This is a genomic window from Bacillus sp. FJAT-14266 (assembly GCF_001719225.1).
GTDB classification, from domain to species: Bacteria; Bacillota; Bacilli; order Bacillales; family Bacillaceae; genus Bacillus; species Bacillus subtilis.
The window spans coordinates 1,384,953-1,411,716 of record NZ_CP017072.1 but is presented as its reverse complement, the minus strand read 5'-3'; the positions used below and the strand labels follow the sequence as shown (position 1 = coordinate 1,411,716).

At 44.5% G+C, this 26,764-nt stretch carries 28 protein-coding genes; 5 read left to right on the top strand and 23 right to left on the bottom strand.

Translation table 11 applies throughout. From position 1 onward, the window contains the following. Positions 1–139: 139 nt before the first annotated feature. The 4 genes from accA to dnaE form a co-directional block, all read right to left on the bottom strand. The gene (accA, locus tag BGM23_RS07305) at positions 140–1,117 is read right to left on the bottom strand and encodes an acetyl-CoA carboxylase carboxyl transferase subunit alpha (protein ID WP_003229417.1); all 978 of its coding nucleotides are present in this window, start codon (positions 1,115–1,117) and stop codon (positions 140–142) included. Next, on the bottom strand, positions 1,102–1,974 hold the full coding sequence (gene accD / locus BGM23_RS07300; protein ID WP_003223544.1) for an acetyl-CoA carboxylase, carboxyltransferase subunit beta: 873 nt from the start codon (positions 1,972–1,974) through the stop codon (positions 1,102–1,104). Before accD ends, accA begins: the two co-directional genes overlap by 16 nt. Positions 1,975–2,308: 334 nt before the next feature. Then, the gene (maeB, locus tag BGM23_RS07295) at positions 2,309–3,541 is read right to left on the bottom strand and encodes an NADP-dependent malic enzyme (RefSeq protein WP_014664951.1); all 1,233 of its coding nucleotides are present in this window, start codon (positions 3,539–3,541) and stop codon (positions 2,309–2,311) included. Between the two features lie 136 nt (positions 3,542–3,677). Beyond that, positions 3,678–7,025, bottom strand: a complete 3,348-nt coding sequence (gene dnaE, locus BGM23_RS07290; RefSeq protein ID WP_014480547.1) for a DNA polymerase III subunit alpha — start codon at positions 7,023–7,025, stop codon at positions 3,678–3,680. A gap of 139 nt (positions 7,026–7,164) precedes the next feature. Between dnaE and ytrH the strand changes: the two genes are divergently transcribed. The 3 genes from ytrH to BGM23_RS07275 all read left to right on the top strand — a co-directional run bounded on the left by ytrH (position 7,165) and on the right by BGM23_RS07275 (position 8,299). Then, the gene (gene ytrH / locus BGM23_RS07285) at positions 7,165–7,506 is read left to right on the top strand and encodes a sporulation membrane protein YtrH (RefSeq protein WP_003229410.1); all 342 of its coding nucleotides are present in this window, start codon (positions 7,165–7,167) and stop codon (positions 7,504–7,506) included. Further along, positions 7,503–8,006, top strand: a complete 504-nt coding sequence (ytrI, locus tag BGM23_RS07280) for a sporulation membrane protein YtrI (RefSeq protein WP_003229408.1) — start codon at positions 7,503–7,505, stop codon at positions 8,004–8,006. Before ytrH ends, ytrI begins: the two co-directional genes overlap by 4 nt. Before the next feature lie 101 nt (positions 8,007–8,107). Continuing rightward, positions 8,108–8,299 carry a YtzJ family protein gene (locus BGM23_RS07275; protein WP_003229407.1) on the top strand — a complete coding sequence of 64 codons (192 nt, stop codon included), beginning with the start codon at positions 8,108–8,110 and terminating at the stop codon, positions 8,297–8,299. A 17-nt stretch (positions 8,300–8,316) separates the two neighbouring features. On the opposite strand, the gene nrnA is transcribed toward BGM23_RS07275, so the two are convergent. Continuing rightward, the gene (gene nrnA, locus BGM23_RS07270; RefSeq protein ID WP_004398971.1) at positions 8,317–9,258 is read right to left on the bottom strand and encodes a bifunctional oligoribonuclease/PAP phosphatase NrnA; all 942 of its coding nucleotides are present in this window, start codon (positions 9,256–9,258) and stop codon (positions 8,317–8,319) included. A gap of 130 nt (positions 9,259–9,388) precedes the next feature. Between nrnA and BGM23_RS07265 the strand changes: the two genes are divergently transcribed. Beyond that, the gene (locus BGM23_RS07265; RefSeq protein ID WP_003229401.1) at positions 9,389–9,691 is read left to right on the top strand and encodes a YtpI family protein; all 303 of its coding nucleotides are present in this window, start codon (positions 9,389–9,391) and stop codon (positions 9,689–9,691) included. An 18-nt stretch (positions 9,692–9,709) separates the two neighbouring features. Here the strand turns inward: BGM23_RS07265 and BGM23_RS07260 are convergent, their stop codons facing one another. The 13 genes from BGM23_RS07260 to snaA all read right to left on the bottom strand — a co-directional run bounded on the left by BGM23_RS07260 (position 9,710) and on the right by snaA (position 21,198). Beyond that, positions 9,710–11,029, bottom strand: coding sequence for a CBS domain-containing protein (locus tag BGM23_RS07260; protein WP_004398641.1), 1,320 nt, complete (start codon positions 11,027–11,029; stop codon positions 9,710–9,712). 176 nt (positions 11,030–11,205) lie between these two features. Further along, entirely contained in the window at positions 11,206–12,108 is a 903-nt protein-coding gene (locus tag BGM23_RS07250; protein WP_003246070.1) for a sulfite exporter TauE/SafE family protein, read from the bottom strand. Positions 12,109–12,126: 18 nt separating this feature from the next. Further along, on the bottom strand, positions 12,127–13,377 hold the full coding sequence (sndA, locus tag BGM23_RS07245; protein ID WP_019712899.1) for an S-alkyl-N-acetyl-metabolite deacetylase SndA: 1,251 nt from the start codon (positions 13,375–13,377) through the stop codon (positions 12,127–12,129). A 17-nt stretch (positions 13,378–13,394) separates the two neighbouring features. Further along, the gene (gene ribR / locus BGM23_RS07240) at positions 13,395–14,087 is read right to left on the bottom strand and encodes an RNA-binding riboflavin kinase RibR (RefSeq protein WP_003229393.1); all 693 of its coding nucleotides are present in this window, start codon (positions 14,085–14,087) and stop codon (positions 13,395–13,397) included. 46 nt (positions 14,088–14,133) lie between these two features. Next, the gene (locus BGM23_RS07235) at positions 14,134–15,462 is read right to left on the bottom strand and encodes an LLM class flavin-dependent oxidoreductase (protein ID WP_019712898.1); all 1,329 of its coding nucleotides are present in this window, start codon (positions 15,460–15,462) and stop codon (positions 14,134–14,136) included. Next, positions 15,459–15,740 (bottom strand): glutaredoxin family protein, encoded by a 282-nt coding sequence (locus tag BGM23_RS07230; RefSeq protein ID WP_019712897.1) that lies wholly within the window; start codon positions 15,738–15,740, stop codon positions 15,459–15,461. The genes BGM23_RS07235 and BGM23_RS07230 overlap by 4 nt, the downstream gene beginning before the upstream one ends. Before the next feature lie 14 nt (positions 15,741–15,754). Continuing rightward, positions 15,755–16,759 carry an LLM class flavin-dependent oxidoreductase gene (locus BGM23_RS07225; RefSeq protein WP_019712896.1) on the bottom strand — a complete coding sequence of 335 codons (1,005 nt, stop codon included), beginning with the start codon at positions 16,757–16,759 and terminating at the stop codon, positions 15,755–15,757. Continuing rightward, on the bottom strand, positions 16,756–17,535 hold the full coding sequence (gene tcyN / locus BGM23_RS07220) for a sulfur-containing amino-acid ABC transporter ATP-binding protein TcyN (RefSeq protein WP_004398701.1): 780 nt from the start codon (positions 17,533–17,535) through the stop codon (positions 16,756–16,758). The genes BGM23_RS07225 and tcyN overlap by 4 nt, the downstream gene beginning before the upstream one ends. Next, positions 17,532–18,239 (bottom strand): sulfur-containing amino acid ABC transporter permease TcyM, encoded by a 708-nt coding sequence (gene tcyM, locus BGM23_RS07215; RefSeq protein WP_019712895.1) that lies wholly within the window; start codon positions 18,237–18,239, stop codon positions 17,532–17,534. The genes tcyN and tcyM overlap by 4 nt, the downstream gene beginning before the upstream one ends. A gap of 29 nt (positions 18,240–18,268) precedes the next feature. Beyond that, complete coding sequence (gene tcyL, locus BGM23_RS07210) at positions 18,269–18,988, bottom strand: sulfur-containing amino acid ABC transporter permease TcyL (RefSeq protein ID WP_019712894.1); 720 nt, start codon at positions 18,986–18,988, stop codon at positions 18,269–18,271. A gap of 21 nt (positions 18,989–19,009) precedes the next feature. Continuing rightward, the gene (gene tcyK, locus BGM23_RS07205; protein ID WP_019712893.1) at positions 19,010–19,825 is read right to left on the bottom strand and encodes a sulfur-containing amino acid ABC transporter substrate-binding protein TcyK; all 816 of its coding nucleotides are present in this window, start codon (positions 19,823–19,825) and stop codon (positions 19,010–19,012) included. Positions 19,826–19,838: 13 nt separating this feature from the next. After that, positions 19,839–20,648 (bottom strand): sulfur-containing amino acid ABC transporter substrate-binding protein TcyJ, encoded by an 810-nt coding sequence (gene tcyJ, locus BGM23_RS07200; protein ID WP_004399114.1) that lies wholly within the window; start codon positions 20,646–20,648, stop codon positions 19,839–19,841. A gap of 13 nt (positions 20,649–20,661) precedes the next feature. Continuing rightward, positions 20,662–21,198 (bottom strand): N-acetyltransferase SnaA, encoded by a 537-nt coding sequence (gene snaA, locus BGM23_RS07195; RefSeq protein WP_003245971.1) that lies wholly within the window; start codon positions 21,196–21,198, stop codon positions 20,662–20,664. A gap of 152 nt (positions 21,199–21,350) precedes the next feature. Between snaA and ytlI the strand changes: the two genes are divergently transcribed. Further along, entirely contained in the window at positions 21,351–22,277 is a 927-nt protein-coding gene (ytlI, locus tag BGM23_RS07190; protein WP_004398915.1) for a LysR family transcriptional regulator YtlI, read from the top strand. Positions 22,278–22,327: 50 nt separating this feature from the next. On the opposite strand, the gene BGM23_RS07185 is transcribed toward ytlI, so the two are convergent. The 5 genes from BGM23_RS07185 to BGM23_RS07165 form a co-directional block, all read right to left on the bottom strand. After that, positions 22,328–23,011: a metal-dependent hydrolase gene (locus tag BGM23_RS07185; protein ID WP_003245964.1), complete on the bottom strand. Its 684-nt coding sequence runs from the start codon at positions 23,009–23,011 to the stop codon at positions 22,328–22,330. A gap of 63 nt (positions 23,012–23,074) precedes the next feature. Continuing rightward, positions 23,075–23,842 carry an SDR family oxidoreductase gene (locus BGM23_RS07180; protein ID WP_004398521.1) on the bottom strand — a complete coding sequence of 256 codons (768 nt, stop codon included), beginning with the start codon at positions 23,840–23,842 and terminating at the stop codon, positions 23,075–23,077. 126 nt (positions 23,843–23,968) lie between these two features. Next, positions 23,969–24,103, bottom strand: coding sequence for a hypothetical protein (locus tag BGM23_RS22295; protein ID WP_004399018.1), 135 nt, complete (start codon positions 24,101–24,103; stop codon positions 23,969–23,971). Positions 24,104–24,164: 61 nt separating this feature from the next. Beyond that, the gene (gene argH, locus BGM23_RS07170; RefSeq protein WP_017695740.1) at positions 24,165–25,550 is read right to left on the bottom strand and encodes an argininosuccinate lyase; all 1,386 of its coding nucleotides are present in this window, start codon (positions 25,548–25,550) and stop codon (positions 24,165–24,167) included. Then, entirely contained in the window at positions 25,547–26,758 is a 1,212-nt protein-coding gene (locus BGM23_RS07165) for an argininosuccinate synthase (RefSeq protein WP_003229357.1), read from the bottom strand. Before BGM23_RS07165 ends, argH begins: the two co-directional genes overlap by 4 nt. Positions 26,759–26,764: the final 6 nt, after the last annotated feature.

The window sequence follows — 26,764 nt, the reverse complement described above, 5'->3', positions numbered from 1 at the left end:
CATTGCCCTAAAAACAATGAAAAGGGATCTCCATCCTCCCTATGAAACCTTACCTATTATACAATTAAATAAATTGTTTTTAAATAAAATTTAAGGAATGTCACAAAAAATAAACGTGAGCCAAAGGCTTCACGTTTATTTAGTTTACCCCGATATATTGATCTTCAACCGAGACTTTGCCAATTGCTTTATATTTTTCATAACGCTGCTGAACTAATTCTTCTTCGCTCAGCTTCAGTAAAGTTTTTAACGATTGTTTAAGGGTTTCGTCCATATAGCTTGCCTGCAGCTTCACATCATGGTGCGCTCCGCCTTTTACTTCTTTAATCATATGATCTATAATACCTAATTCTTTTAAATCCGGCGCAGTGATTTTCATTGTTTCTGCTGCTTTTTTAGCAAGACTGGAGTCCTTCCATAAAAGTGCCGCGGCACCTTCCGGAGAAATAACAGAATAAGTAGAGTTTTCCAGCATATGCAAGTGATTGCCTACACCCAGACCAAGGGCTCCGCCGCTTCCGCCTTCACCAATGACGATGCAGATAACAGGCACTCGAAGGCCGGCCATCTCAAACAGGTTTTTGGCAATAGCTTCACTTTGTCCTCTTTCTTCAGCTGCTCGTCCAGGGTATGCCCCCTTCGTATCAATAAAACAGATAATTGGTCTGTTAAATTTGTCAGCCTGTTTCATCAGACGAAGCGCTTTTCTGTAGCCTTCTGGATGCGGCATCCCAAAATTGCGGACTAGGTTTTCCTTCGTGTCTTTGCCGCGCTGATGCCCGATTACCGTTACAGGGAGGCCGTGGAACTTCGCAATCCCGCCGACAATGGCTTCATCGTCCCCGTACGCTCTGTCTCCGTGACATTCAAAAAAGTCGGTAAACAGGTGTTCGATATAATCAAGAGTTGTCGGACGGTCCGCCAGACGCGCGATTTGAACCCGGTCCCACGGCTTCAAATTTTTGTAAATATCATCCTGAAGCTTAGCGAGACGGTCTTCGAGCCGTTCGATTTCCGCACTTAGATCCATATCGGAATCTTGGGTGAATTTTTTTAGTTCGGCGATTTTGGTTTGCAGTTCAATCACCGGTTTTTCAAATTCTAATCTTGGAGCCACTCAATGTCACCTCCTGTTTGATGCATATCCAGCAGATTTTCTAACGTTTTTTTCATATCGTCGCGATGAATAACCGCATCAAGCTGTCCATGTTTTAATAAAAACTCAGCCGTTTGGAAGTCCTCAGGCAGTTTTTCTCCTATTGTCTGTTCAATAATCCGTCTTCCGGCAAAACCGATCAGCGCGCCAGGCTCAGCGAAATTGTAATCGCCAAGGGATGCAAAGCTTGCTGATACGCCCCCGGTAGTCGGATGCGTCATTACTGAAATAATAAGACCCTGTTCTTCACTGAACAGTTTTAACGCAGAGCTTGTCTTTGCCATCTGCATCAAACTTAATACGCCTTCCTGCATTCTAGCACCGCCTGAAGCCGTAAAAATAATAAACGGAACTTTATCAGCTTTTGCTTTTTCAATCGCAAGCGTGATTTTTTCACCGACGACTGAACCCATGCTGCCCATTCTGAATGAAGAGTCCATGACGGCGACAACAGCCGGGTGTCCGCCGATGGTGCCCTTGCCTGTCACAACAGCCTCGTTTAAGGATGTTTTCTCGCGATCTTTTTCAAGCTTTTCCAGATATCCCGGGAAACCAAGCGGATTTTCCGAGAGCATTCCCTGATTAAATTCCTCAAAGGATTGTTCATCCATCAAGCTTTCGATACGCTGTTTTGCGTTCATTGGGAAATGATAATCGCAGTTCATGCATACCCGCATATTTTTATCCAACTCTTTAGTGAGCATGATTTTTTTACACTTAGGACATTTTGTCATAATGCCTTCCGGAACATCGTGCTTCGCTTGATCAGACGGTACGGAAGCATACTTTTTCTTTTTCGTGAATATATCCTTTAACAAATGATTACCTCCCTTTTGTGAAGGGTTCTCTTCACCGCATGTCATCAAACAGATAGACTTGCTAATAACTTTACCGAAACTATTGTACTTTTTTTGTCAAACGCTGTCATCCTCAATTCGACAACTTTTTATTCGATGACGTGCTCGGAAAGGCTTGTATGAAATCAGATAAGGTGTTGAAACGACAAGGTTGACAGCGTATTCAAAAATAATGTTAAACCCGGCTGAAATTTTTTTAAGGCTAACCCCCTAAAAAAATTTCAGCCGTCAGTTTAACTTGAGAACAGCGCGCCGGTCTCCGCCAACGCGCTGCCATTTTTGGAATGAATTAAAATTATTCACCAATAATCGTAAGTTTTCTTGTTTTTTCTGCGACTTCCTCAGGGTCAACAGTGATTCTTGCAACACCTGTTTCCATCGCAGCTTTTGCCACAGCCTTCGCAACAGCAGGCGCAACACGTTTATCAAACGGTGCAGGGATGACATAATCTGCGCTAAGCTCATCTTCTGAAACCAGTGAAGCAATGGCTTCAACCGCTGCGATTTTCATTTCCTCGTTAATATGAGTGGCACGCACATCAAGTGCTCCGCGGAAAATACCAGGGAATGCAAGAACATTGTTTACTTGGTTTGGGAAGTCAGAACGGCCAGTTCCGATAACGCTTGCTCCGGCTTCACGCGCATCTTCCGGCATGATTTCCGGATTTGGATTTGCCATTGCAAAGATAATCGGATCTTTTGCCATGCTTTGAACCATTTCTTTTGTTAGCGCGCCTGCTACAGAGACACCGATAAATACGTCAGCATCAACGATGACATCTTTCAGAGAACCGTCTTTGCGGTCTTGGTTCGTGAACTTCGCCACTTCATTTTTGACATCGTTCATGCCGTTCGGGCGCCCTTCATAAATGGCCCCTTTGGAATCGCACATCACAATGTCGCGAACGCCATAATGATGAAGAAGCTTGATAATCGCAATGCCAGCCGCACCCGCGCCATTTGCGACAACTTTAATGGATGACATGGATTTTCCAGACAGTTTCAGCGCGTTCACAAGACCTGCTACGGTTACAATGGCAGTACCGTGCTGATCATCATGGAAAACCGGGATGTTTGTTTCTTTTTTGAGGCGCTCTTCAATGATAAAGCAGTTTGGCGCTGCAATATCTTCAAGGTTGACGCCGCCAAATGTTGGTTCCAGCAATTTTACAGTTTCAACGATTTTATCAACATCGTTTGTGTTTAAAGCAATCGGGAACGCATCTACGCCCGCAAAGCTTTTGAAAAGAACTGCTTTCCCTTCCATAACAGGAAGCGCCGCTTCAGGGCCGATGTTTCCAAGGCCAAGCACAGCTGTACCGTCAGTTACAACTGCTACCATGTTCCCCTTCATTGTATAATCATATACTTTGTTAATGTCTTCATGAATATCCTTACACGGTTCTGCAACACCCGGAGAATAAGCGAGGCTTAGATCTTTTGCATTTCTGACCTCTACTTTTGATTTAGACTCCAGTTTCCCCTGGTTGACTTTATGCAGGTGTAATGCTTCTTCTCTTAATGACATTCTACTAAACACTCCTTATGGATATTTTTTGATTCGTATACTGCTGCGTTGATTGCTGCATTCTGCGGAGTAAATCTATCTGAATATTTAAACAGGATCACATAATTGCTCCAATTGTATAACAAAAAGCGAATCGTTACCACTGTTTTAAAACGACGTTTTTTTGACCCAACAGCTCTTTTAAGCGATATAACACCTGGTGATCTGCATTGATATGGAACGACTCAGGTAGCTTAATCGTCTGTTTTTGCCTTTCATAATAGAGATAAACGCCTGTTTCCCCTTTATGCTCCAGCAAAATGCGCTTAATCTTTGCCAGGATCTCCTGGCTGTGCTGACTGCTTTCTATTTTTATATAAACCGATGGCGCTTTTTCTGCATCCATATTTTCTAATAATTCTGCCCGGGACATGATGAATTGGATCTTATCTTGTCTAACTTCACATTTCCCCGCAGTGAACAAAAGAGCGCCTTCTCTTAAAACGGGAGAAAGCTGTCTGAATTGTTCAGGGAAGACTACGGCTTCCATCTCGCCGGTTTCATCACTGAGCGTTAAAAACGCCATGTTTTGACCTGTTTTCGTCCGAATCGTTTTGATCTTCGACAGCAGAACGCCTAGTGAAAGCTGCCTTTTGACTGCCCGCTGAGCCTGCAGAATGGAGACTGCTCCTTGCGCAGTGAGCTGTTTTCGGAAGGCGGAGAGGGGATGATTTGAAAAATAAATGCCAAGCGTTTCCTTTTCAAACGCAAGTAAATCCACCAGAGGAAGCTCCTCCGTCTCCACATACTTCGGCTTAATTGAAAACGATTCATCTAAAAACAATCCCATTTGGTCATCGTCCGCGGCGAATAGCTCAGCATGTTCCAAAGCAACATCAATGGATGCGAGCAGCGTGGCCCGGTTTTGGCCGAATTCGTCCATCGCACCAGAAAAGATAAGTGCTTCAAGCATTTTGCGATTTACGCTTTTTGACGGCACGCGAAAGCAGAAATCGAAAAGATCTTCAAATGGTTTCTCTTTTCTTGCTTTATATATATCTTTGACTGCTGAGACGCCTACACTTTTTATCGCGCGGAGGCTGTATCTGACAGATCCGTTTTCAACTGTAAACGGAAAACTGCTTTTATTCACTGACGGAGGAAGGATACGAATCCCGCTCCCCTTTGCTTCGTAAAGATATTGAGAGATTTTATCCTCATTGCCAATGACGCTTGTCAGCAATCCGCACATAAAATATAACGGATAATGAGCTTTCAAATACGCAAGCTGGCACCCGATCATGCTGTATGCCACCGCATGGCTTCTGTTAAAGCCATAGTTTGCGAATTTGACGATTAAATCGTAGACCTCATTTGCAGTGTCTACAGAATACTCCTTTTTTAAGCACCCTTCAACAAAATGGCTTCGCTCTCTGTCCAGGATTTCTTTTTTCTTTTTGCTGACCGCCCTTCTCAATAGGTCCGCTTCGCCTAAAGAAAACCCCGCCATACGGGAAGCAATCATCATAATTTGTTCCTGATACACAATGACGCCATATGTATCTTCCAAAATGCTCCTTAAATCTTCATGAGGATAGTGAACAGGCGCCCGGCCGTGTTTACGGTCGATAAATAACGGAATATTTTCCATCGGACCCGGCCGGTACAGTGCATTGACCGCCACAATATCTTCTAGGCCCGAAGGTTTCAGCCGTTTCAAGACGCTTCTCATCCCTGCAGATTCAAGCTGGAAAATGCCTGTCGTATCCCCTTTTGACAGCAAGGAGAACGTTTTGTCATCGCTGTAGGAAATACTTGAAAGATCTATTTTAATATTTTCTTCTTTTTCAATCATTGAAGTGATGGATTCAATAAGTGTCAGATTCCTCAAACCTAAGAAATCCATTTTTAAAAGGCCCAAGTCTTCAAGATGGTCCATCGCGTATTGCGTTAAATAGATCCCTTCATGCCCTTCTTGAAGCGGAACAACATCTGTTAACGGTTCTTCACTCAGGACAACGCCCGCTGCGTGGGTTGATGCATGCCTTGGCAGTCCTTCTATTTTCCGTGCAATTGAATAGACTTGCTGAAGCAGGCTTGACTCCCGAAGCCGCTTATCCAGCTGCGGTGACTGCTGTCTCGCTTCATCCAGCGTCATTCCCGGTCTTGAAGGAATGAGTTTTGCAAGCTGATCTGCCTCCTTCGGGCTGACGCCGAATACTCTGCCGACGTCCCGGAGCGCCGCCTTTGCCGCAAGTGTTCCAAAGGTGATAATCTGTGCGACGTGCATCGCACCGTATTTCTGCTGAACATATTGAATGACTTCATCCCTTCTAGTATCGGGAAAGTCAATATCAATATCCGGCATGCTGACGCGTTCGGGATTTAAAAATCTTTCAAATAGAAGGTGATGCTTAATCGGGTCAACATCTGTGATATACAGCACATATGCCACAAGAGAACCTGCCGCAGAACCCCTTCCCGGTCCTGTAACAATCCCTTTTTCATGGGCGTGCTTCATAAAATCCCACACGATCAGAAAGTAATCGCTGAACTTCATCCGCTTGATGACATCAAGCTCATATTGAAGACGGCGAAGGTATCGTTCATCGGGCTTGCCGAAACGGCTGCGGAGTCCCTCCATACAGATATCCGTTAAATAATCATCAGCGGACGTTCCGTCTGGGGTCGGAAAAGACGGTAGACGGGTCTGCCCGAGACTGACGTCAACCCGGCATTGTTCTGCGATCTCTACAGAAGCTTGCAGTGCCTCGGGATGCTCTCGATAAATGTTTTGCATTTCTTCGAGTGGTTTCAAATCGAGATCAGGCAAATCTTCAGCGGGTGCATCCGTCAGTTTTTCCCCCGCTTTAATCGCTTTCAAACAACGGTAGGCAGCCTTATCTTCCTTCCTTATGTAATGCACATCGCCTGTGGCCGTAACAGGGATACCCGTTTCTTCTGATAGCTTTAGAATCTGCTCAGACAAGACTTGATTCCCTTTAAAAGGCTGATAGGAGAAATAAAAAGCTCCCTTTCCGAATATAGACTGAAATTCCAGCGAGGCTTGAGCAGCCTGTTCGAACAGCCCTCCTTCAAGAAGCGTTTCAATATATCCTTTTTCGCCGGGCGTTATTGCGATAATCCCTTCTCGATAACTGTGAAGCCATTTCGGCTTCAGTCCGCCTTTTGATTTAGATTGCAGAACGCTGCTGATTTTCAGCAGGTTTTGATAGCCTGTATTTGATTTTGCCAGCAGGACGAGCGGGTATGCTTCAAGTTCGCTGTCATCTGTAAAAACAGAAGCCGTCAAACCGATTATTGGGTTGATCCCTCTCGCCTTGCAAGCTTTATAAAATTGAATAGCTCCGTACATGACATGATCATCTGTCAGCGCCAAAGACGCATATCCGAGCCTGTCAGCTTCACTGACGAGCTCTTCCACAGCCGCGGCGCTGTTTAGCAGGCTATACCCGCTATGCACTTGCAGGTGAACAAAAGACATGCTATCACCTCTTTCTCATTACGATTCATTTCTTCCCTCATTATAAGGCCGGTTTCCAAAAGAAACAAATGTTCTTTTTTGACTCATCATCATACTTGTCCTGAAAGCTCAATATGATATAAAAGGTGAGGTGATAAAGATGGATCAGGAAGCAGGATTTATGGTGAATTTTATCAATAGCTACTTCATTGCGTTAGGGGTGCTGATCGGGGGCGCACTCATTGGAGGGCTCGGAGCATATTTGGCAGGCGAACCCCCGCTTACAGCCATTACAAAGCTTGCCAACCGGTTAAAAATATGGGCGCTTGTCGCAGCTATCGGAGGCACCTTTGATGCGGTATACAGCTTTGAACGCGGCATACTCGAAGGCAATACGAGAGATATCTTTAAACAGCTTCTTTTAATTATTTCGGCCATGGGAGGCGCGCAAAGCGGCTGGCTTATTATATCATGGCTGACCCAGGAGCATCTTTCTTCATGAGGGTCCCCCAGCATTACAAAAAACCGGGATGGCAGCGTTTTTTCGCGGGAATGATGTGCGGAGCCGTAATTAGCTGGTTCTTTTTCCTGTTTACTTACGGAACATTCCAAGAGGAGCAGGTCAGCCTCATCGAAAAGCAAAAAGAGCATGTAAAAGACTTGAACAATCAAATTTCGATCTATCAGGAAGACCTCCATAAACTGAATGAAGATAATAAAAGAAAACTGCTGATTCAAAGCGTCAGCGTCAAATTGCTGAATGGGGATAAATATAAAATATCACAGCCGGATAAAACGAAATTCGAGGAGCATGTAAAGGATGATATTTCAGAGGTGATTACAAAAGACATAGAGAGCGTCTATCAAACAAAGGATCTCTTGAAGCGGACAATTGAAAATAAAGTCTATATGATCAATGAAAAAAAATACGAGGCAACCGTCAGAGAATTGATTATTTATACGAGGCTGACAGTGGAACTTGAAATATCTTTCGCCACATAATTATGGATTTTTTTTAAATTCTCCAAACTTCTGTCGCTTTTTCCCATTCTTTTTTATAAACTATATGTGAGGCTTAATGGCGAAAGGAAGGAGGAAGGGAAATGGAGGTTTACAGTGACCGTCAGTTAGCAAAAGATCAAGCAGCCCGTCTCAGACAAGGTTTTTCTGCATATGCCGAAACAAACTCACTCGCTTCCCTCATCAAAAAAGAACTTCAATCACACAATCTCCAAGTCTACGAGGACCTTACTGATTTCGGCTGCTGGTTCATCCCCGTCACAGATGAACACTAAGAGAGAGGGTCTCCCCTCTACTCGTGTTCTTTACATAATGTTTCCAGATCAGCTAAAATCCGATCAGCTTCATCCCAGCTGTAAATAGAGGCGCCTGAAGCTAACGGATGCCCTCCGCCGTTATATTTCCGGGCAAGTCCGTTAATGACAGGCCCCTTCGAACGGAATCTGACTCTGATTTGATCGTCTTCTTCTACGAAAAACACCCAGGCGCGAATACCTGAGATATTGCCAAGCGTCCCGACAAGCTGTGACGCTTCAGAAGCCGTTGTGCCGAATTTTTCAAGCGTATCCTTTTTGATGAAAACAGAAGCCGCCCCGTTTTCGGACAAAGACACATTTTGAAAGATAAAGCCGTTAAGCTTCACCACATTCAGTTTTGTTTCATACAATTGATTAAATAACTCTGAGGAAGAGAATGGATACTGAATGAGCTCGCCTGCATATTTTAATGTTTTTTCCGTGGTATTCGGAAATAAAAAGCGTCCGGTATCTCCAACAATGCCGGCGTAGATCAGCTCTGCCGCTTTCGTATTCAGCTTCCAGCCGTGCTCTTTTCCTTCTAAATACAGCTCGTAAATCATTTCACTTACTGAGCTGGCGCTTGTATCGACCCAGAGAAGGTCACCGTATGGATCTTCGTTCGGATGGTGGTCGATTTTCATTAGTTTGGCGCCTGAAGGATAACGCTGATCGTCGATTCTTTCCTGATTTGCCGTATCGCAGACAATGACAAGTGCGCCTTCATATGTTTCATTGTCCACCTCATCAAGGGAATATAAGAAAGAGAGGGACGGTTCAGGCGTGCCGACCGCAAAAATATTTTTTTCAGGATATGTTTCACGCAGGATTTCCGTAAGCCCGCACTGTGATCCGTAGGCATCCGGATCAGGACGCACATGTCTATGTAAGATAATCGTGTCATATAATGATATGGTTCTGATCAATTCTGTTTTCATTTGATACTCCTTTATTGTTTTTATTCATTAAATCACATTCTCTGCCGACGGAAAAGAAAAATAACGTCAAAACCAAGCCCGTTTTTGTATAAAATGGGTTTGTAAACTTTTACGATGGAGGATTTCATTTATGCTGGTTCTTGTTTTTTTGATTGGGCTTTCCGCCTGCTTTTATGTGTACTATAAAGTAAAAGGCGTACGGGCAAAGCCATCTTTGGCAAAAGAAATATGTTCAGCAAAATCAAGCATGGCCTTAGGGTCACTAGTCCTGTTCTACGGGCTCAACCAAATGATATTATTCCATTCAGTATTAACGTTAGTAATCGGCGGTATCTTTATCGTCATAGGAGCAGGAAGCGCTTGGGCAGGTTATAAAGCCTTCAGGCATTACAATCCCCTTCACGCCAAAGAAGCTGAAAGAGATCACGCGTAAGGGGCGCCTGAACGTCCCTTAGCTTCTTTCCATCAGCTGAACCATCAGCATCGCTTTAGACACGATATGACCTTGGCTGTGCACTTCCACTTCCATTTTCCCAAACTTTCTGCCAGCCTCCAAGATGCGAGGTTTGACTTCGATGACTGATTCCATCTGCACAGGCTTCAAAAAGAAGATGGTGATGCTCTCTATGACGAGTTCGCCGCGTTTTTTCGAGCGCAAAAATCGGTTTGCCGCTTGCGTCAAAATGGTCGTAAATACGCCATAAGAAATGGTTCCAAGCTGATTTGTCATTTGCGGCGTGACTTCATACTCGTAAACCGTTTGATCTTCTTTATCATCACCCTCATCTTTAAACCCCCTTGAAACGATATCATCAAGCTTCTCCCCGACCTGCGGCTGCTTTTGAATCATTTGAAGAGCTTTCAATACGTCTTGGCGGCTGATCATGCCGATGAGTTTTTGGTGGCCGTCAGTGACGGGAAGCACTTCGATCCCTTCCCATACCATCATTTGCGCAGCTGAAGCGACAGATGTTTTCCCAATAACCGTGACGGGATTTTTGGTCATGACTTTTTCTATAGATGCATTTCGGTCATGGCCAGCAATATCTTTTGATGTCAGAATGCCATGGATTTTCATTTGATCGTCGACAACCGGAAAGCGGCCGTGCCCCGTTTCAAAATTTTTCTCATACCATTTTTCAAGTTTATCCTTAGGCGAAAGATATACCGTGCGGTCAGCAGGTGTTAGGATGTCCTCCACCAAAACAATTTCTTTTTTGATCAGCTGGTCATAAATTGCCCGGTTAATCATCGCGGCAACTGTAAAGGTGTCATAGCTCGTGGATAAAATCGGCAGTTCAAGCTCATCTGCCAGCTGCACAATGCTGTCATCCGTGTTAAAGCCTCCGGTCACCAATACGGCCGCGCCCGCTTCAAGCGCCTGCCTGTGTGCATTGATTCTGTTTCCGACAATCAAAAGATTCCCCGCTGCGGTGTAACGCATCATCGCGTCAAGCTCCATCGCGCCGATGACGAATTTATTCAATGTCTTATGGAGCCCTGCCCTGCCTCCGAGCACTTGTCCGTCTATAACATTTACAACCTCTGCATAGGTAAGCTTTTCAATGTTCTCTTTTTTCTTTTGTTCAATTCTGATTGTGCCCACACGTTCAATTGTGCTGACAAACCCTTTATTCTCTGCTTCCTTGATCGCTCTGTACGCGGTTCCTTCGCTTACTTTCATTTCCTTTGCAATTCTTCGGACAGAAATTTTTTCACCGACAGGCAGTGAATCGATATACGTTAAAATTTGTTCATGCTTCGTTGCCAAGCCTTTCACCTCTAAGGACAGTCTTCTTGTTTTTATTATAAGGTTTCAAAGGATTTATACGCAATGAGGCTGGAAAATAAAAAAGAAGCCCGACCGGCTTCTTACAGCGTTGATTTCGTTCCAGTCAAGCGCAAGGACCCCGTGGCTCCTTTTACATCGTAAAGCGGAAAAACTCTTTATTTTTCTTTTAAATGGACATCAACCGCTGTCTTAACAATATTTCGATTCCCTATTTTAGATAAAACAAATAAAACTGCGGATAGCCATATCGCCCCTATGGCCGTATAGATCAATGGATGAACAGCTGTATTTGCGATCCATTCATTTATTAATGTTCTGGCATTTACCAGAATAATAAATCCTCCTACAAGCACACCCATCAATTGCGGATGAAACTTCTGCACCAGCCATGCTGCGATAGGGGCAGCGATAATTCCGCCGGCCATTAGTGAAAACACCCATAACCAATTGACGTCCTCCCATCCTAATGAAATAAGAAAACCGGCGGTTGCAGATACGGCGATGGCAAATTCACTTGTGTCTACAGTCCCGACAACTTTCCTCGGGCTCAAGCCTTTGCGGGATAATAAAATCGGAGTGGTCACCGGTCCCCAGCCGCCTCCGCCTGTGGCATCTGCAAAACCAGCGATCACTCCCAATGGGATGGATTGTTTTCGGTTTAACGGCACATGCTTCTTCTCAAGAGCCGGCTTATATTGAAATAAAAACCTGATCAATACATATCCGCCCAGAAGGAGCAAAAACAAAGAAATATAGGGTTTCGCCACATCTCCAGGTAATTGGCTGAGGAATGCCGCGCCTAAAAAAGCGCCTATAGAGCCGGGAATGACAAGCTGATAAACGGTTTGTTTGTCAACATTGCCAAATTTAATATGCGACACTCCCGATGCGGCAGTCGTTACGACTTCCGCTAAATGGACAGAAGCCGAAGCCACAGCAGGTGTGATGCCAAACGCCAATAACAAAGAAGTTGAGGTAACCCCATAAGCCATACCTAACGAACCGTCTATTAACTGCGACAATAAACCAATAAATGCAAAAACGATTAATTTCTTCATCAGAACACCCCATCTATATCAATCAGATATTTTTGACTCTTCATTCAAATCTAACAATCTCTTGGCGCTTTCATATAAAAAATAAGAGGCTTTGATAATGGCAGTTTCATCAATTGTAAATGCAGGGTGGTGCCAATCATGATCACCGTCTGTTCCAAAAAACGCAAAGGATCCCGGAATATGCTCAAGATAATAAGCAAAATCTTCTCCCGCGGTTGATGGGTCGGGATCAATGACTTGAAGTTTCGCTTTATGCGCAGCGTCTCGCACCAGCCCCGTAATTGCCTCATCATTACAAAGCGGCGGCGGTCCGGAATGCCACTTCACATTTGCCTTTAACGAGAAAGCGGCAGAAATCTGCTCTGTGACTGCCAAAAAACGCTGTTTCACTTGATTACGAACCTCTGAATCAAATGTACGAACAGTGCCCTCAATGACAACTGTATCCGGAATGACATTCCAAGTGCTGCCGCCGTTGATTTTCCCTACGGTTAAAATCGCGCTTTGCAGCGGGTTTACATTTCTGCTCACAATCGTTTGCAGGGCGACAATAAGCTGAGAAGCGCCGACAATTGGATCAAAACCATTATGCGGCAATGCTGCATGAGCGCCTTTCCCTTCTATCTTTACTTTAAATCGGTCAACAGCAGCCATAAGCGGGCCTGTTTTTAACCCTACAGTCCCAACCGCGATATCCGGTTTATTGTGAAGGCCAATAACCGCATCAATGCCATCCAGTTGGCCGTCCTTTATCACTTTTGCAGCGCCTGCACCCGCTTCCTCTGCCGGCTGAAATAATAAACGAATCTTTCCTTTCAGACTGTCTTGATTTTCCTTCAATAAAAAGGCCGCACCAAGAAGCGCTGCCGTATGAAAATCATGACCGCACGCATGCATGATCCCTTTATGTTTAGACGCATAAGGCAATCCTGTTTTTTCTTCAATTGGCAAGGCGTCAATATCAGCCCTCAAAGCAATCGCCGGACCTTCTGACTCCCCTGCTATGTCTGCGAACACACCCGTTTTTAGAGCAGTAGGGCGAATCTGTATCCCCTTTTCTTTAAGGCATTTTTTTATAAAAGCAGTTGTTTCAAATTCTTCTTTTGACAGTTCAGGATATTGGTGCAGGTGCCGGCGAATGCCGATGAGCTGCTTTTCTAGCGTTGAGAGATTTACGGGATTATACTCCCCTTTCAACTTCAGGATGTCATTTCCTGTAGTCTGATATGGATAGGAGCCTTCTATATTTCTCCAATAATCCAAAGACATATGTTCCGCTCCTTTCCCTATCCCAATATATTTTCTTCAGACTCTTCAACATAAGATGAAATAAATCGGTTCAATTTATCAGCAAGACCACCCGCCCCAAATCTTATATACTTGCTGGAAACTTTCGGATTATCCTCTTTCAAAAAGCTTAAAAAAGATAAAATATAAATGCGCCTGTAAGCTACTTGTGTAATTCCGTACTCAAAAAACCAGTTATCAATGACATTGTATACGCCTCGGTTGACGCCATATAGGTTGTTACATTTCTTGTAAAAGCAGAGATCCGGAAGATTTAACTCCTGATGGGAAAGAAGGCTTTCTTTTTTGTTTGGTGCCATAATCCCAATCAGCTCAAAGCGTTTTGCAACGCACGAAATATCCTTTTTAATTTGCTTTGTTAAAGACTCCAAAGAATCAAACCTTCTTTCTTCTCTAATTTTAAAGAGAATGCTGCATTCGATTTTTTCTCCATAAATGTCTCTATGAAAGTCAAACAAAAAAATCTCCAATGTCTTTTCAAGGTTAGAGCCCACCGTCGGTTTCACACCGATATTCATAACCCCTAAATGAAATTGATGATTGACTGTCGCCAGAACCCCATAAACTCCATTACGCAGCCCATGTATTTTTGCATCTACATTTGCCGTGGGGAATCCAAGCTTTCTGCCTAATTGTTTTCCTTTCACAACCGTACCGGCAATGATCGTCAAAAAAGTCAGCCTCCTCTCTCAGCTTCCGCATTCGATCAGACGAAACCTAATGATGTGATGAATGTAAAACGGATTGATGCTGCGGAATGCCAAGACCGAGATTTTCCCGCAATGTCCCGCCGCGATAATCTTGACGATAAAGCCCTCTTTCTTGAAGAATCGGAATCACCTTTTCTACAAAAGCATCAAGTGTTCCCGGTATATCCGACCCAACGATAAACCCATCCGCCGCCTCAGCGTTGAACCAAGTTTCAATTAAGGATGCGACACGCTCTGGTGTTCCGATGAATAGAGTCCGTGGAAAAGCCATTTCCTGTGCTACCTCCCGCAATGTCAGATTTCTGGCTTTTGCTTCTCTCTTAATCCGGTCTGTTGTGCTTTGAAACGCATTCTTTCCCACATCGCCAATATCGGGAAATGGCTCATCCAACGGGTAAACACTCAGATCATAATCATCAAAAAAACGGGCCAAATAAGTAACAGCATTTTCAATCGGTATCAATTCTGCAAATTCACGATACTTCTTTTCCGCCTCTTCTTCCGTATCTGCCACAATCGGGCTGATCCCTGGAAAAATCCGCACACTTGAAGGATCACGCCCTTCATCAGCAGCTCGCCTTTTCACATCCGCATAAAACGCTTTTGTCTCTTCTAATGAATTGGAATGGGTAAAAATCGCATCCGCATTTTTAGCAGCAAACTGCCGGCCTGTTTCTGATGAACCCGCTTGAAACACTACAGGCTCTCCCTGCTTAGAGCGCCCGATATTCAAGGGCCCCTCTACTTGAAAATACTTTCCTTTATGATTCAGGCGATGAAGCTTCGCCGGATCGAAAAACTGCCCTGTTTTCTTATTGTGTATAAATGCGTCATGCTCCCAGGAATTCCACAGCCCGCGCACAACATCCAAATGCTCTTGTGCGATCTCGTAACGTTCAGTGTGTTCTGGCAAATTAGACTTACTATGGTTGCGCGCCGCTCCTTCCTGTGGAGAAGTAACAAGATTCCAGCCAGCCCTGCCCCCGCTGATATGGTCCAGCGACATCAATTGTCTGGAGATAGTGAATGGCTCAGTAAAAGATGTAGAGAACGTCCCTACTAAACCAATATTTTTGGTAACCGATGCCAGCGCAGATAAAATGGTGATCGGTTCAAAACGGTTTAAAAAATGAGGAATCGATTTTTCAGAAATAAATAAGCCGTCTGCAATGAAAATAAAACTAAACAAGCCTTTTTCGGCTGTTTGCGCCTTTTTCATGTAAAATTCAATATTCGTGCTGGCCGAGGGATCAACATCGGGATGACGCCAGCCGTCAGTTGTTCCCCCGACACCGTGAATCATGGCTCCAAACTGAATAAAATCTGAACGTGTCATCTTTTTGCCTCCTTTATCTGTGCATGATTCGCAAGTGCAAGATCAAGGTGTTCAATGCCGATTTCAGTTATCCCTTGATAGTGATTGCCGCGCCCGATTTCGACCACAGGCACATGGCGTACCCCATATTTCGCCTGTAAAATATCTCGAAGTTCCTCTTTCTCTGAAACATCGATATTTTGGAACGGGAACCCTTTTTCATTCAAATAATTCTTGACTTCCTCACAATACGAACAGCCTTTTTTACTCCAAACCACAATGTTCAAAACATCACTCATTCTTCTGTCCCTCCTTAACGTTTTGCAGCTAAAACTGCATCGCTCAGCAGCTGATAAGACAGCTGTTTTTCTTCAGCATTTTTGATCGGCGTAAAAATTACAAAATCATTGATTTTGTATGTGCCTGATAAACGTGTTAATTCTTCTGCCACTTCTTCCTTTGTTCCGGCAATAATCCCGGTTTTTTGCACGATGATGTCATAGGGCTCTGTGACGTTTTCCAGATAGGCCTCAGCCTGTTCGCGGGAACCGACGTTGACCTTACGCCCGTCTTTCAAAACCACTTTTATCGATTCACGCGACACAATATGTTTTTCCGCTTCTTCTTTTGTATGTGCCGCAAAAACAGCCGGGGCAAGATGAAATTCAGCCTCAGATCCTGGCGGGATATGCGCGTCAAATGCTCGGCGGGCTTCCTTCAGCACTTCCTCTTCACCGTTAATAAAGTAAGCAAAGACAAAAGAGATTCCCAGTTTTGCAGCCGAAATGGCACTCTCTGCGCTTCCTCCCAATAGAAAAATACCCGGCTTCCGATCAACCTGCGGCCTAGGACGCAATGCGGCATAGCGGTGGGTATCAGGAAAATCATCCCGAACGAAATGAGTAAGCTCCTCCAGTTTTTCATCAAACTGACGCACCGGTTTTTTATATTCGGCCTGCAGTGCGTCTGTGGACAGCTGAAACCCGCCGGGCGCTTTGCCCACTCCAAGATCTATACGGCCGGGAGCTAACGCTGATAGAAGATGGAATTGCTCCGCTACTTTATAAGAGCTGTAATGCTGCAGCATCACTCCGCCTGATGCTAAACGAATTTTTCTTGTGCTTGCAGCAAGATAGCCTAAAAGAACCTCGGGTGCAGACCCTGCAATCTCATCATTGTTGTGATGTTCGGCCACCCAAAATCGGTGATATTCACATTCTTCAGCCATTTGTGCCAATTTCACTGTATGCTGTAATGTATCAGCTGCTGTCTCCCCTTCACCAATCAAGCTTTGGTCTAAAATACTTAAGCGGATCATATCACCGGCTCCTTTATGTGTTCTTTTGGTTCAAATAAATATTCCGGCGAAACACGGCGGAGAAACTGCCTCGTTCTGTCTTTTTTGGTATGGCGGAAGACTTCCTCCGGGGTTCCTTGTTCAACAATGACTCCTTCATCCATAAAAACAACTTGATCAGAGACCCTTCTTGCAAACTCCATTTCATGTGTAACAACAATCATGGTGGCTCCGGTTTTCACGATTTCCAGCATTACCTCAAGCACTTCACCGACCAGCTCCGGATCAAGCGCTGCCGTCGGCTCATCGAACAGCAGCACATCAGGATGAATGGCAAGCGCCCTTGCTATCCCTACCCTCTGCTTTTGTCCTCCCGATAACTGACTCGGATAAGCGTTCAATTTATCTTGAAGCCCGACCTTTCTCAGTTCATTTTCTGCTACGGCATACGCGTCTTGTTTTCTCATTTTCCGGGCAATCGTCAAGCCCTCCATGACATTTTCAATCACCGTTTTGTGAGCAAACAGGTGGTATTGCTGAAATACCATTGCCGTCTGTTTTCTGAGCCAGTGAACCTCTTTTTTGGACGGAAAGCGGCAATTAATCACTTTGTCATGTATAGAAATGATCCCTTCGTCTGGACGTTCTAATAAATTCAGGCACCGTAAAAAGGTGGTTTTCCCTGATCCGCTCGGCCCGATAATCGTCACAACTTCTCCCTTGCGTACCGTGAGATTTATCCCTTTTAATACATGGTGGATGCCAAACTGTTTATGGATATTTTTAATCTCAATCATAAAGTGCCTCCTTGAAATCTGGCTGCCTTTCTCTCTAATACTCCATTTACGGATTCTAGGATTAGAGTCAGCACCCAATAGATAATCGCTGCTCCGATAAACGCTTCTAAAAATGCATAATTATCAGAAGCAACGATAGTCGCCGTCCCTGTAATCTCTGGGACAGCCACTATAGCCGCGATAGAGGTGGTATGCAAAAAGCCGATACCCAAATTTGTGAAGTTTGGGATGGAAACCATCAGCGCCTGCGGCAATATTACACGCCGAAAGGTTTGGCTGTATGTCAAGCCGATTGAATAAGCCGCTTCGACCTGTCCGGTATCCATCGCCAGAATGCCCGACCGGATGATTTCTGTGAGATAAGCTCCGGCAGTTAAAGACAAGGCCATGATGACAAACATGGAGACCGGTATCTCATTGGCGGACCAGCCGAGATGAAAAAAACTGCTGACTTGATCTGCAACAGGCGGTATCCCTAAATAAATCAACATAATGTGAAGAATTGCAGGTGTACTTCGAAAGAAAGACACATAAAACCTTGAGCAAGCCACCAAGCCCTTAATTCTAAAAATTCTAACAATTATATTTCCAAGAGCCACGAGAAATCCAAACACAATCGGCAAAACAGCCATCATCAATGTCAGAGGAATGGTCTTTACCATTTCTTTCATGGCGGAAACGATAAATGGAAAGTCAAATTGCAATCTTCTCCCCCCTCATCCGAAGAAATATATCAATGTATGTTCATGTCAAAAACAGTAACAATCCTTGTTTGATTCTTCTTGATTCGTTTTTCTGCCACTCGAAAGAACCATTCGAATAAAACCGCTACAGCATAATAAACAATCGATAGCGCAATGTAAACTTCAAGAGAATGGTTGCTTGAGGTAATCAGTGTTTGGCCCCTTCCGGACATATCCATGACACCTATTGAAAAGGCTAGAGACGTATCTTTTAAAGAACTGATCACCATGTTTCCCATATTCGGAAACGCCTGGACAAGTGCCTGGGGCAGAACGATTCGCCTGAAGGCCTGACTACCGCTTAAGCCAATACTGTACGCCGCTTCCGTTTGGCCTTTATCTACACTGCCCACCCCCGCTCGAATGATTTCTGCGGCTGCCGCTGCATTGCTTAACGCGTAGGTTGCGACAGCAGCATAAAACGGGTCCATTTTTGATGTATCAATCCCGATAAGCCCCGTAAGCGCCGGGATTCCGTAAAACACGATGAAAAGCTGCACCATGATAGGCGTTCCCCTGAAAAACGAGATATACACTTTTGCCAATTGATTTACAATTGGAATATTGTAGATGCGGGGCAGTGCCAGAAAGAGTCCTAGTACAAAACCGAAAAGCAAGGACAGTGTTAAAATGTATAATGTAACCGGTAAATAAGCGGATAACGTCGGCACAAAATCTCCAATCATGTTCATATCAAACGCGTTTTCCATCACTGCTCCCTCTCTTTTTACCTAATACTGCTCTTTGGAATAGTCGTCACCAAGCCATTTCAAACTGAGCCTTTTCAGCGTTCCGTCATCAATGATTTCCTGTAAGGCTTTATCAATATCGTCACTTAACGTTTGTTCATTTTTGTTAAACATAAAATACACTTTGGCATTCGAAAGCACATCACCGACGGTTTTTTCTTTAATAGCGCTCGTCTTGTTTTGAAAGTCTACTGCAAAAGGCGTTGAGATCGTTGCATCCGCACGCCCCGACTTCAGCTGATTCGCAGTCTCATTTGCGCCTTGGCCCTCATAGGCAATCTCAAACGGCCGTCCATTATCCTCATTCCATTTTTTCAGTACAAGCGCTCCGTTGGAGGTTGCACTCGTAATCACCCGTTTTCCTTTTAAGTCTTCAATTCCACGGATCGTATCGTTATTTTGAAGCACAGTAATTTTTAAAGGAAAATGGTTGTAAGCAACCTTGTTAAACAGAAATTTTTTCTCACGCTCTTTGCTTTTCTCCATTTGATGTGCCACGATATCGACTTTATGCTGTCCGAGGCTGACAAGCAGGTTGGAAAATTCCATCGTTTTAAATGTGAATTTATAATGTGGCAGGCGCTTATCAAGCTCTTTGATCAGTTCGACATCATAACCGGTTAAATCGCCTTTTTCATCGATAAAGCAAATATTCGGAAATTGGGTTCCAGTTCCGACCGTGATCGTCTGTACCTTCTTTTGCCCGGCTCCCGTCGTTTGACTGCTGCCTGCACCGCAAGCTGACAGAACTGTTATAAGCGAAAATAATATTGCCATGAATGCTGTTTTCGTTTTCATCTCATCGCCCCATTTATTTTTCAAAACTTGATTTTGAATAATCTGCCCCGAGCCATTTTCGGCTTAGTTTTTTTAGCGTTCCGTTTTTCTCCAGCTTTTTAATCGCTTGATCCGTGTCATCCGCCAAGGTTTGGCTGCCTTTATTAAACATAAAGTACACCTCGGTATCTAATAACACGTCACCGACTGTCTTTTGGCGGAAGGCGTGCGTTTTATTCTGAAAATCGACGGCAAACGGTGTAGCTATCGTTGCATCTGCGCGCCCGGTTTCAATTTGATTGGCGGTATCATTGCTTCCCTGTCCCGCATATTTCAAATGAATTGGGCTGCCGTGCGTTTTGTTGTACTTTGTAATATAATCTGCCGCATTTGACGTGGCGCCAACTATGACTGTTTTTCCGTGTAAGTCTTTTAATGTATGAATCTTGTGATTATCCTCTTTCACCGTGATGTACATCGGCGAGTAGTTATATGGGACTTTATGATACAAAAAACGCTTTTCTCGTTCTTTATTTTTGGCCATATTGTGCGCAATCACATCAATTTTTTTATTTCCGAGACTCGTCAGCAAATTTGAGAAATCCATCGTTTTAAATTCAAATGTATATTGAGGCAACTCCTTATCGATGGCTTTCATCACTTCAATGTCATACCCGGTCAATTCACCTTTTTCATTTAAAAACGCAATATTCGGAAAATCTGTTCCAGTGCCGACTATGACCGTTTGAGCCTGACGATCTGTTTTGTTATTTGTTTGCGAACATCCCCCGCCAAGTAATGCAAACACTGACAGCAGCAAAACCAATCCTTTACGCTTATTCATAGGCTGCCTCACATCATGCCCAGCTGGGCGCACCTAAAAGCGTTGGGTTAAATCGTTCCGGAATCAGAACCTTGTGCATCATCACACCTATGTCCCCGTCTTTTTCCTGCTCAAAATACACTTCATACCCTCTCCTTCTGTACATGTCAGCAAGCCAAGGATGCTTGCGCGCCGATGTGCCGAGTGTCAGCGCAGGAGCCTTCAGCATATCTCGAAGCACTTTTTCTTCAACATACGTAAGCAGCTTACTTCCGGCGCCTTGCCCTTTATATTCCGGCAGTGTCGCAAACCACCACACAAATGGATATTTTGAAGGAGGCGTCTCACTCTCCCACGGGAACCTGATTGTAATCGTTGAAATCAGCTTCCCATCCCGCTCCAGCACAATCGCTGAATGATGTTCAATATTTTCTGATACCATTTGGATATCAGCTCTCGTGGATGGCCAATCAATATCCAGCTGCCGAATGGGCTGAAATGCGCTGTTAACCAGTTTCAACAGCTCCGATGCATCTTCAACAGTTGCCAGTCGAAAAATATCATCACTCATTTTTGTCACTCCTCTTCACAAAATATATAATTCCTATTTGTTTACTAAGCTTTTATTGTTTATACTATAAAGCATACTCTGATCTTTGACTAATCAAAAAAAGTAAACCTTCACTTCAGTAATTTTAATGATGAAAAACAGGAGGGAGCACATTGGAGTTACGCTCAATCAAAACGTTTCATACGATTGTAAAATTTGGAAGCTTCTATAAAGCTGCAGAAATACTCAACTACTCGCAGCCGACGATATCGATGCGTATGAAGCAATTGGAGCAGGATTTAGGCGTACTGCTGTTTGAAAGAGGAAAAAGCCTGCAGTTGACAAAAGCAGGGAAGCTTTTTTATGAACGAACAGGAGATCTTTTGATGCAATACGAGGCGCTTAAACACAACCTCTCCGACTTAAAGGAAGAAGAGGCAGGCATTATCAACATAGGGGTTTCAGAGCCAACCGCCAGTCTGATATTCCCCGAGATTTTAAAGGATTTCTTAATGGATTACCCAAAGATAACGGTTAATATCAAGGTTGATGACGCCAATACCTGCAGTCAAAAGCTCTTAGACGGGACGATTGATTTTGCAGTCTGCGGCGAGCCGGAGCTGATTCTTGAAAATTACTACCATCCATTTTTTTATGACACATTAAATGTGATTGTATCTGATCAACATCCGCTCGCTGAGAAGAAGGCTGTCCATTTGTCTGATTTAGCAGAAGAGCGCTTCATATTTACGCCCGCCAATTGCCCCATTCGCTTACAAATTGAACAGCATTTACATAGAGAACTCGGGAATCGCTACAAAAAAATGGAGCTCACAAGCAGCATGTCACATGAATATTACGTACGTGAAAACATCGGAATTTCAATCTTTACCAGCACCGCACATTCTAAACCGTTCAACGGCACTAAAGTCATTCCAATTCTGAACCTGGATATCACCCCGCCCATAGGGCTGTTGACAAATCAAAAAGAAGTTCATTTTGACCGCGCCACGAAGGACTTGATCGCCCGGATAACCAAACGTTTTCAGCAGCGCAGCAAAGAATTGGAAGGAACCTCTGATAAGACCATTACAGGATAACTGAAAAAATAAAAACCACCTCCTGATTCATCAGGAGATGGTTTCACGGTTTAAAGCTCGATCGTCTCACCGACCGACATGACTTTGCCGACTCCGCCCGGCAGGCTGTCAGCGAATGCTTCTGGGTCTTGTTCGATGACCGGGAATGTATTGTAATGCACCGGCACGACCTGTTTTGCGCGCAGCCATTCAGCAGCAAGCTTGGCGTCTTCAGGCCCCATTGTAAAGTTATCGCCAATCGGAAGGAAAGCAAGGTCGATATGATTCAATTCGCCAATGAGTTTCATATCAGAGAAAAGTGCCGTATCGCCCGCGTGGAAAATCGTTTTATCTTCTACAGTCAGCAAAATACCGGCAGGCATGCCTGTGTAAGTGATCGTTTTGTTTTCTTCATCTGTGATGGCTGATCCATGAAAGGCCTGTGTGAGCTTCACTTTTCCAAAATCGAACTGGCGGGAGCCGCCAATATGCATTGGATGAACATTCAAGCCTTTCCAGCCTAAGTACACAGCGAGCTCGTTCGGGGCTATAACCAACGCGTTATTTTGCTTGGCGATTTGTTCAGTATCACCGACATGGTCATTGTGGCCGTGCGTTAATAAGATGACATCCGCTTTTACATCCTCCGGCTTTATATCCGTTAATGAATTCCCTGTTAAAAACGGATCAAAAATAATATGATGGTCCTTCGTTTCCACTGTGATTACAGAATGTCCGTGATATGTCACTTTCATTTCTTTCACCTCGTCACATGATTTTGATTTTTTTATTTTCCCTTTTTTAAAAAACTGAAAAACTTATGTTGTTTGATTCTTGTTAATGACATTGAGGCCACCGGTGGCTTCAATGACAGTCCCTGTCACAAGGTCTGAGTTCTCCTCACACAAGAAAGCGATAATCCGGGCGATATCCTCGCCTGTACCGGATCTTCCTATCGGCGTTTTCTCTTTGCCGATTCGCATTCTGGCTTCCTCTATCGATGCTTCTTTCATGTCGCCGACAATGTCTCCCGGGCAAACCATGTTGGCGGTTATGCCGAATTCGGCTTCTTCAATGGCAATTGTCTTCGTCAAAGAAGCCAAGCCCACTTTCGCAGCGCCAAATGCAGATCGGTGAAGCCAGCCGGGCGCGTGAGCCGCACCTTGGAATCCGTACGTAATGATGCGTCCAAATTGCTGTTTTCTCATAATAGGAATAACCGCTTTGAATAAATGAAAGACGGCGCTTAAATTTCCTTCCAGCATGCCATACCATTCATCATCAGTATAATCGGCTAACTTTTTACGTTCAAATATGTATGGTCCCGCGTTGTTAATCAAAAAGTCGATCCTTCCGAAGCGGTTTAAGGCAGCCTCTGCAATACGCAGCAGATCTTCTTTTTTGGTGACATCACCTTTTACAAATTGCAGCCGGTCAAGACAATCGGGACAGGCTTCCTTCAGGCGGCTGACTGCCTCCTCATCCTGTCTGTAATTGACTGTTACTGAATACCCCTTTGCAAGCAACGTTTCAGTCACTTTGCGGCCTAAACCCTTCGAACCGGCAGTAATTAAAGCATGTCGCACATGAATACCTCCCAAAGCAACGTCGCCGCTTTCAATAAAGTGTTTCTTCTTCTACTTTACTATAAAAGGCTTGCAATATCACTTTTTACACTTTGGCATACAAAAAAAGCTGCCTGTACAGACAGCTTATTCTGCAGGAGATGAAGACTCCTGATCGGGCATATCGACATAACCGCTTTGATACGCTTCTGAAATGAGCCTTGTTGTCTCCTGGCTTTCTTGTTCATCATAAATATAGCGTTCCGGTTCTTTTTTCATCATTCTGCCTCTCATCATTATAGAGGTAGGTTGGCTATAATGACGGGATTTTATGAAGGAAATTTTAACAAACTCCTGCTGCCACGCAAGCTTTCGCTTTTTCAAGCGCCTGCTTTACCTGTTTGAATCCGGTGCCCCCGGCGCTCATTCTTTTTTCAACTGCGTAGTAAGGGTCTAACACAGTGTAAATATCTTCTTCGAATAGTGTGCTCGCCTGCTGAAACTCGCCAAACGGCATATCGCTTAAATAGATCCCTCTTTCGATGCATGTGTACACAAGTTTCCCGACCACTTCATGCGCTTCTCTGAACGGCATTCCCTTTTTAGCTAAATAATCCGCCAGTTCCGTCGCATTTGAAAAGTCTTGTTTTGTTGCTTGCTTCATGACGTCTTTGTTTACAGTCATTGTTTGGATCATGCCTGTGAAGATTTGCAGGCTGCCCTCCACCGTTTTCACCGTGTCAAACATGCCCTCTTTGTCTTCCTGCAGATCTTTGTTGTAAGCGAGCGGAAGTCCTTTCATGATCGTAAACAGCCCCATCATATCGCCGTATACGCGTCCTGTTTTGCCGCGGATCAGCTCCGCCATATCAGGATTTTTCTTTTGCGGCATCATGCTGCTTCCTGTTGCGTACGTATCGTCAAGCTCGATGAATTTAAACTCCTGCGAGCACCATAAAATGATTTCTTCAGAAAAACGGGAGAGGTGCATCATCAGCATACTGCTGTTGCTTAAAAACTCCAAAATGAAGTCTCTGTCGCTGACGCCGTCCAAGCTGTTTTCATAAATGGCATCAAAGCCGAGCAGTTCCGCTGAATAATCACGGTCAATTGGGAAGGTTGTTCCCGCGAGCGCCCCGCAGCCGAGCGGAGATTTGTTAATCCGCTTCATTGAATCCTGAAAACGCTCCTTGTCGCGCTCAAGCATCCAGAAATACGCAAGCAGATGGTGAGCGAATGAAATCGGCTGGGCGCGCTGCAGATGTGTGTAGCCCGGCAGAATCGTTTCAACGTTCGCTTCCGCCTTTTCAATCAGCGCACTTTGGAATGCCTCAATCAGCTCGATGATGTGGCCGACATGATTCTTCAAGTATAAATGCATGTCAGTCGCCACCTGGTCATTCCGGCTTCTGCCGGTATGCAGCTTGCCGCCAAGAGGACCGATTTCGTCAATGAGCATTTTCTCAATGTTCAAATGAATATCCTCATAATCGACTGAGAATTCCAATGCTCCCTCCTCTGCTTTTTGCAAAAGGGTATTCAGGCCCTCTCGGATTTTCAACTCTTCTTCTGCTGTCAGAATACCGCATTTTTTCAGCATGGCAGCATGTGCGAGAGACCCTGTAATGTCTTCAGCAACTAAATTTTGGTCAAATGATATGGACGCGCCGAACTCGTCGACCCATTTTTCCGGTGTTTTTTGAAATCGGCCTCCCCAGAGCTTCTTCATGCTTTAATCTGCTCCTTCTTTTTTACGATGCTGTTCACTTTTGTCGGAAGTCCCCAAAGCTCGATAAATCCAATTGCTGCATGGTGATCAAATGCATCGTCTTTTGTATATGTTGCAAGTTTTTCATCATATAGAGAGTATTCTGATTTACGTCCTTCTACAATTGCATGGCCTTTAAACAGCTTCACGCGGACAATGCCTGTGACATGCTTTTGCGTTTCTTTTAAGAAAGCGTGCAGCGCATCTTTTAACGGCGAGAACCATAAGCCGTTGTAAATGATCTCTGACATTTTTTGCTCGATGATCGGTTTAAAGTGGGCTACCTCTTTCACCAGTGTCAAATCTTCTAATTCTTTATGCGCTTTGATCAGTGTCATCGCACCAGGGCATTCGTATACTTCCCGGGATTTAATGCCGACGAGGCGGTTTTCCACGTGGTCGATACGTCCGACACCGTGCGCGCCCGCCATTTCATTCAGCTTCAAGATCAGCTCAGAAAGCGAGTAGGAAACACCGTCAATGGAGACAGGCACGCCCTGTTCAAATGCAATTTCAATCACTTCCGGCGTGTCCGGCGTTTTTTCCAGCGGAGCTGTTAAATCGTATGCACCTTCTGGCGGCGCCGCCCATGGATCTTCTAAAATGCCGCACTCATTGGCGCGTCCCCAGAGGTTTTGATCGATAGAATACGGGCTATCAAGATTGATCGGAATCGGAATGCCGCGGCTAGCCGCATATTCAATTTCTTCTTCACGTGACCACTGCCATTCGCGAACCGGCGCGATGACTTCTAGGTCAGGGTTTAATGATTTAATGGAGACTTCGAAACGAACCTGGTCATTTCCTTTCCCAGTGCATCCATGGGCAATCGCCTGTGCATCTTCTTTTTCCGCTATTTCAACCAGCTTTTTCGCGATCAGCGGCCGAGATAATGCCGAAACGAGCGGGTATTTTCCTTCATACATCGTGTGGGCCTGCAAAGAAATAAGCGCGTAATCCTGTGCAAATTCTTCTTTTGCATCGATCACGTAGGAGTTTGTCGCGCCGACTTCAAGCGCTTTCTGCTGAACAAATGCCAAATCTTTGCCCTCACCGACATCCAGGCAGCAGGCGATGACATTATATCCTTGCTCCTGAAGCCATTTTATTGCGACGGAAGTATCAAGACCCCCTGAGTATGCTAATACGACTTTTTTCTGTTCTGACATGATAAA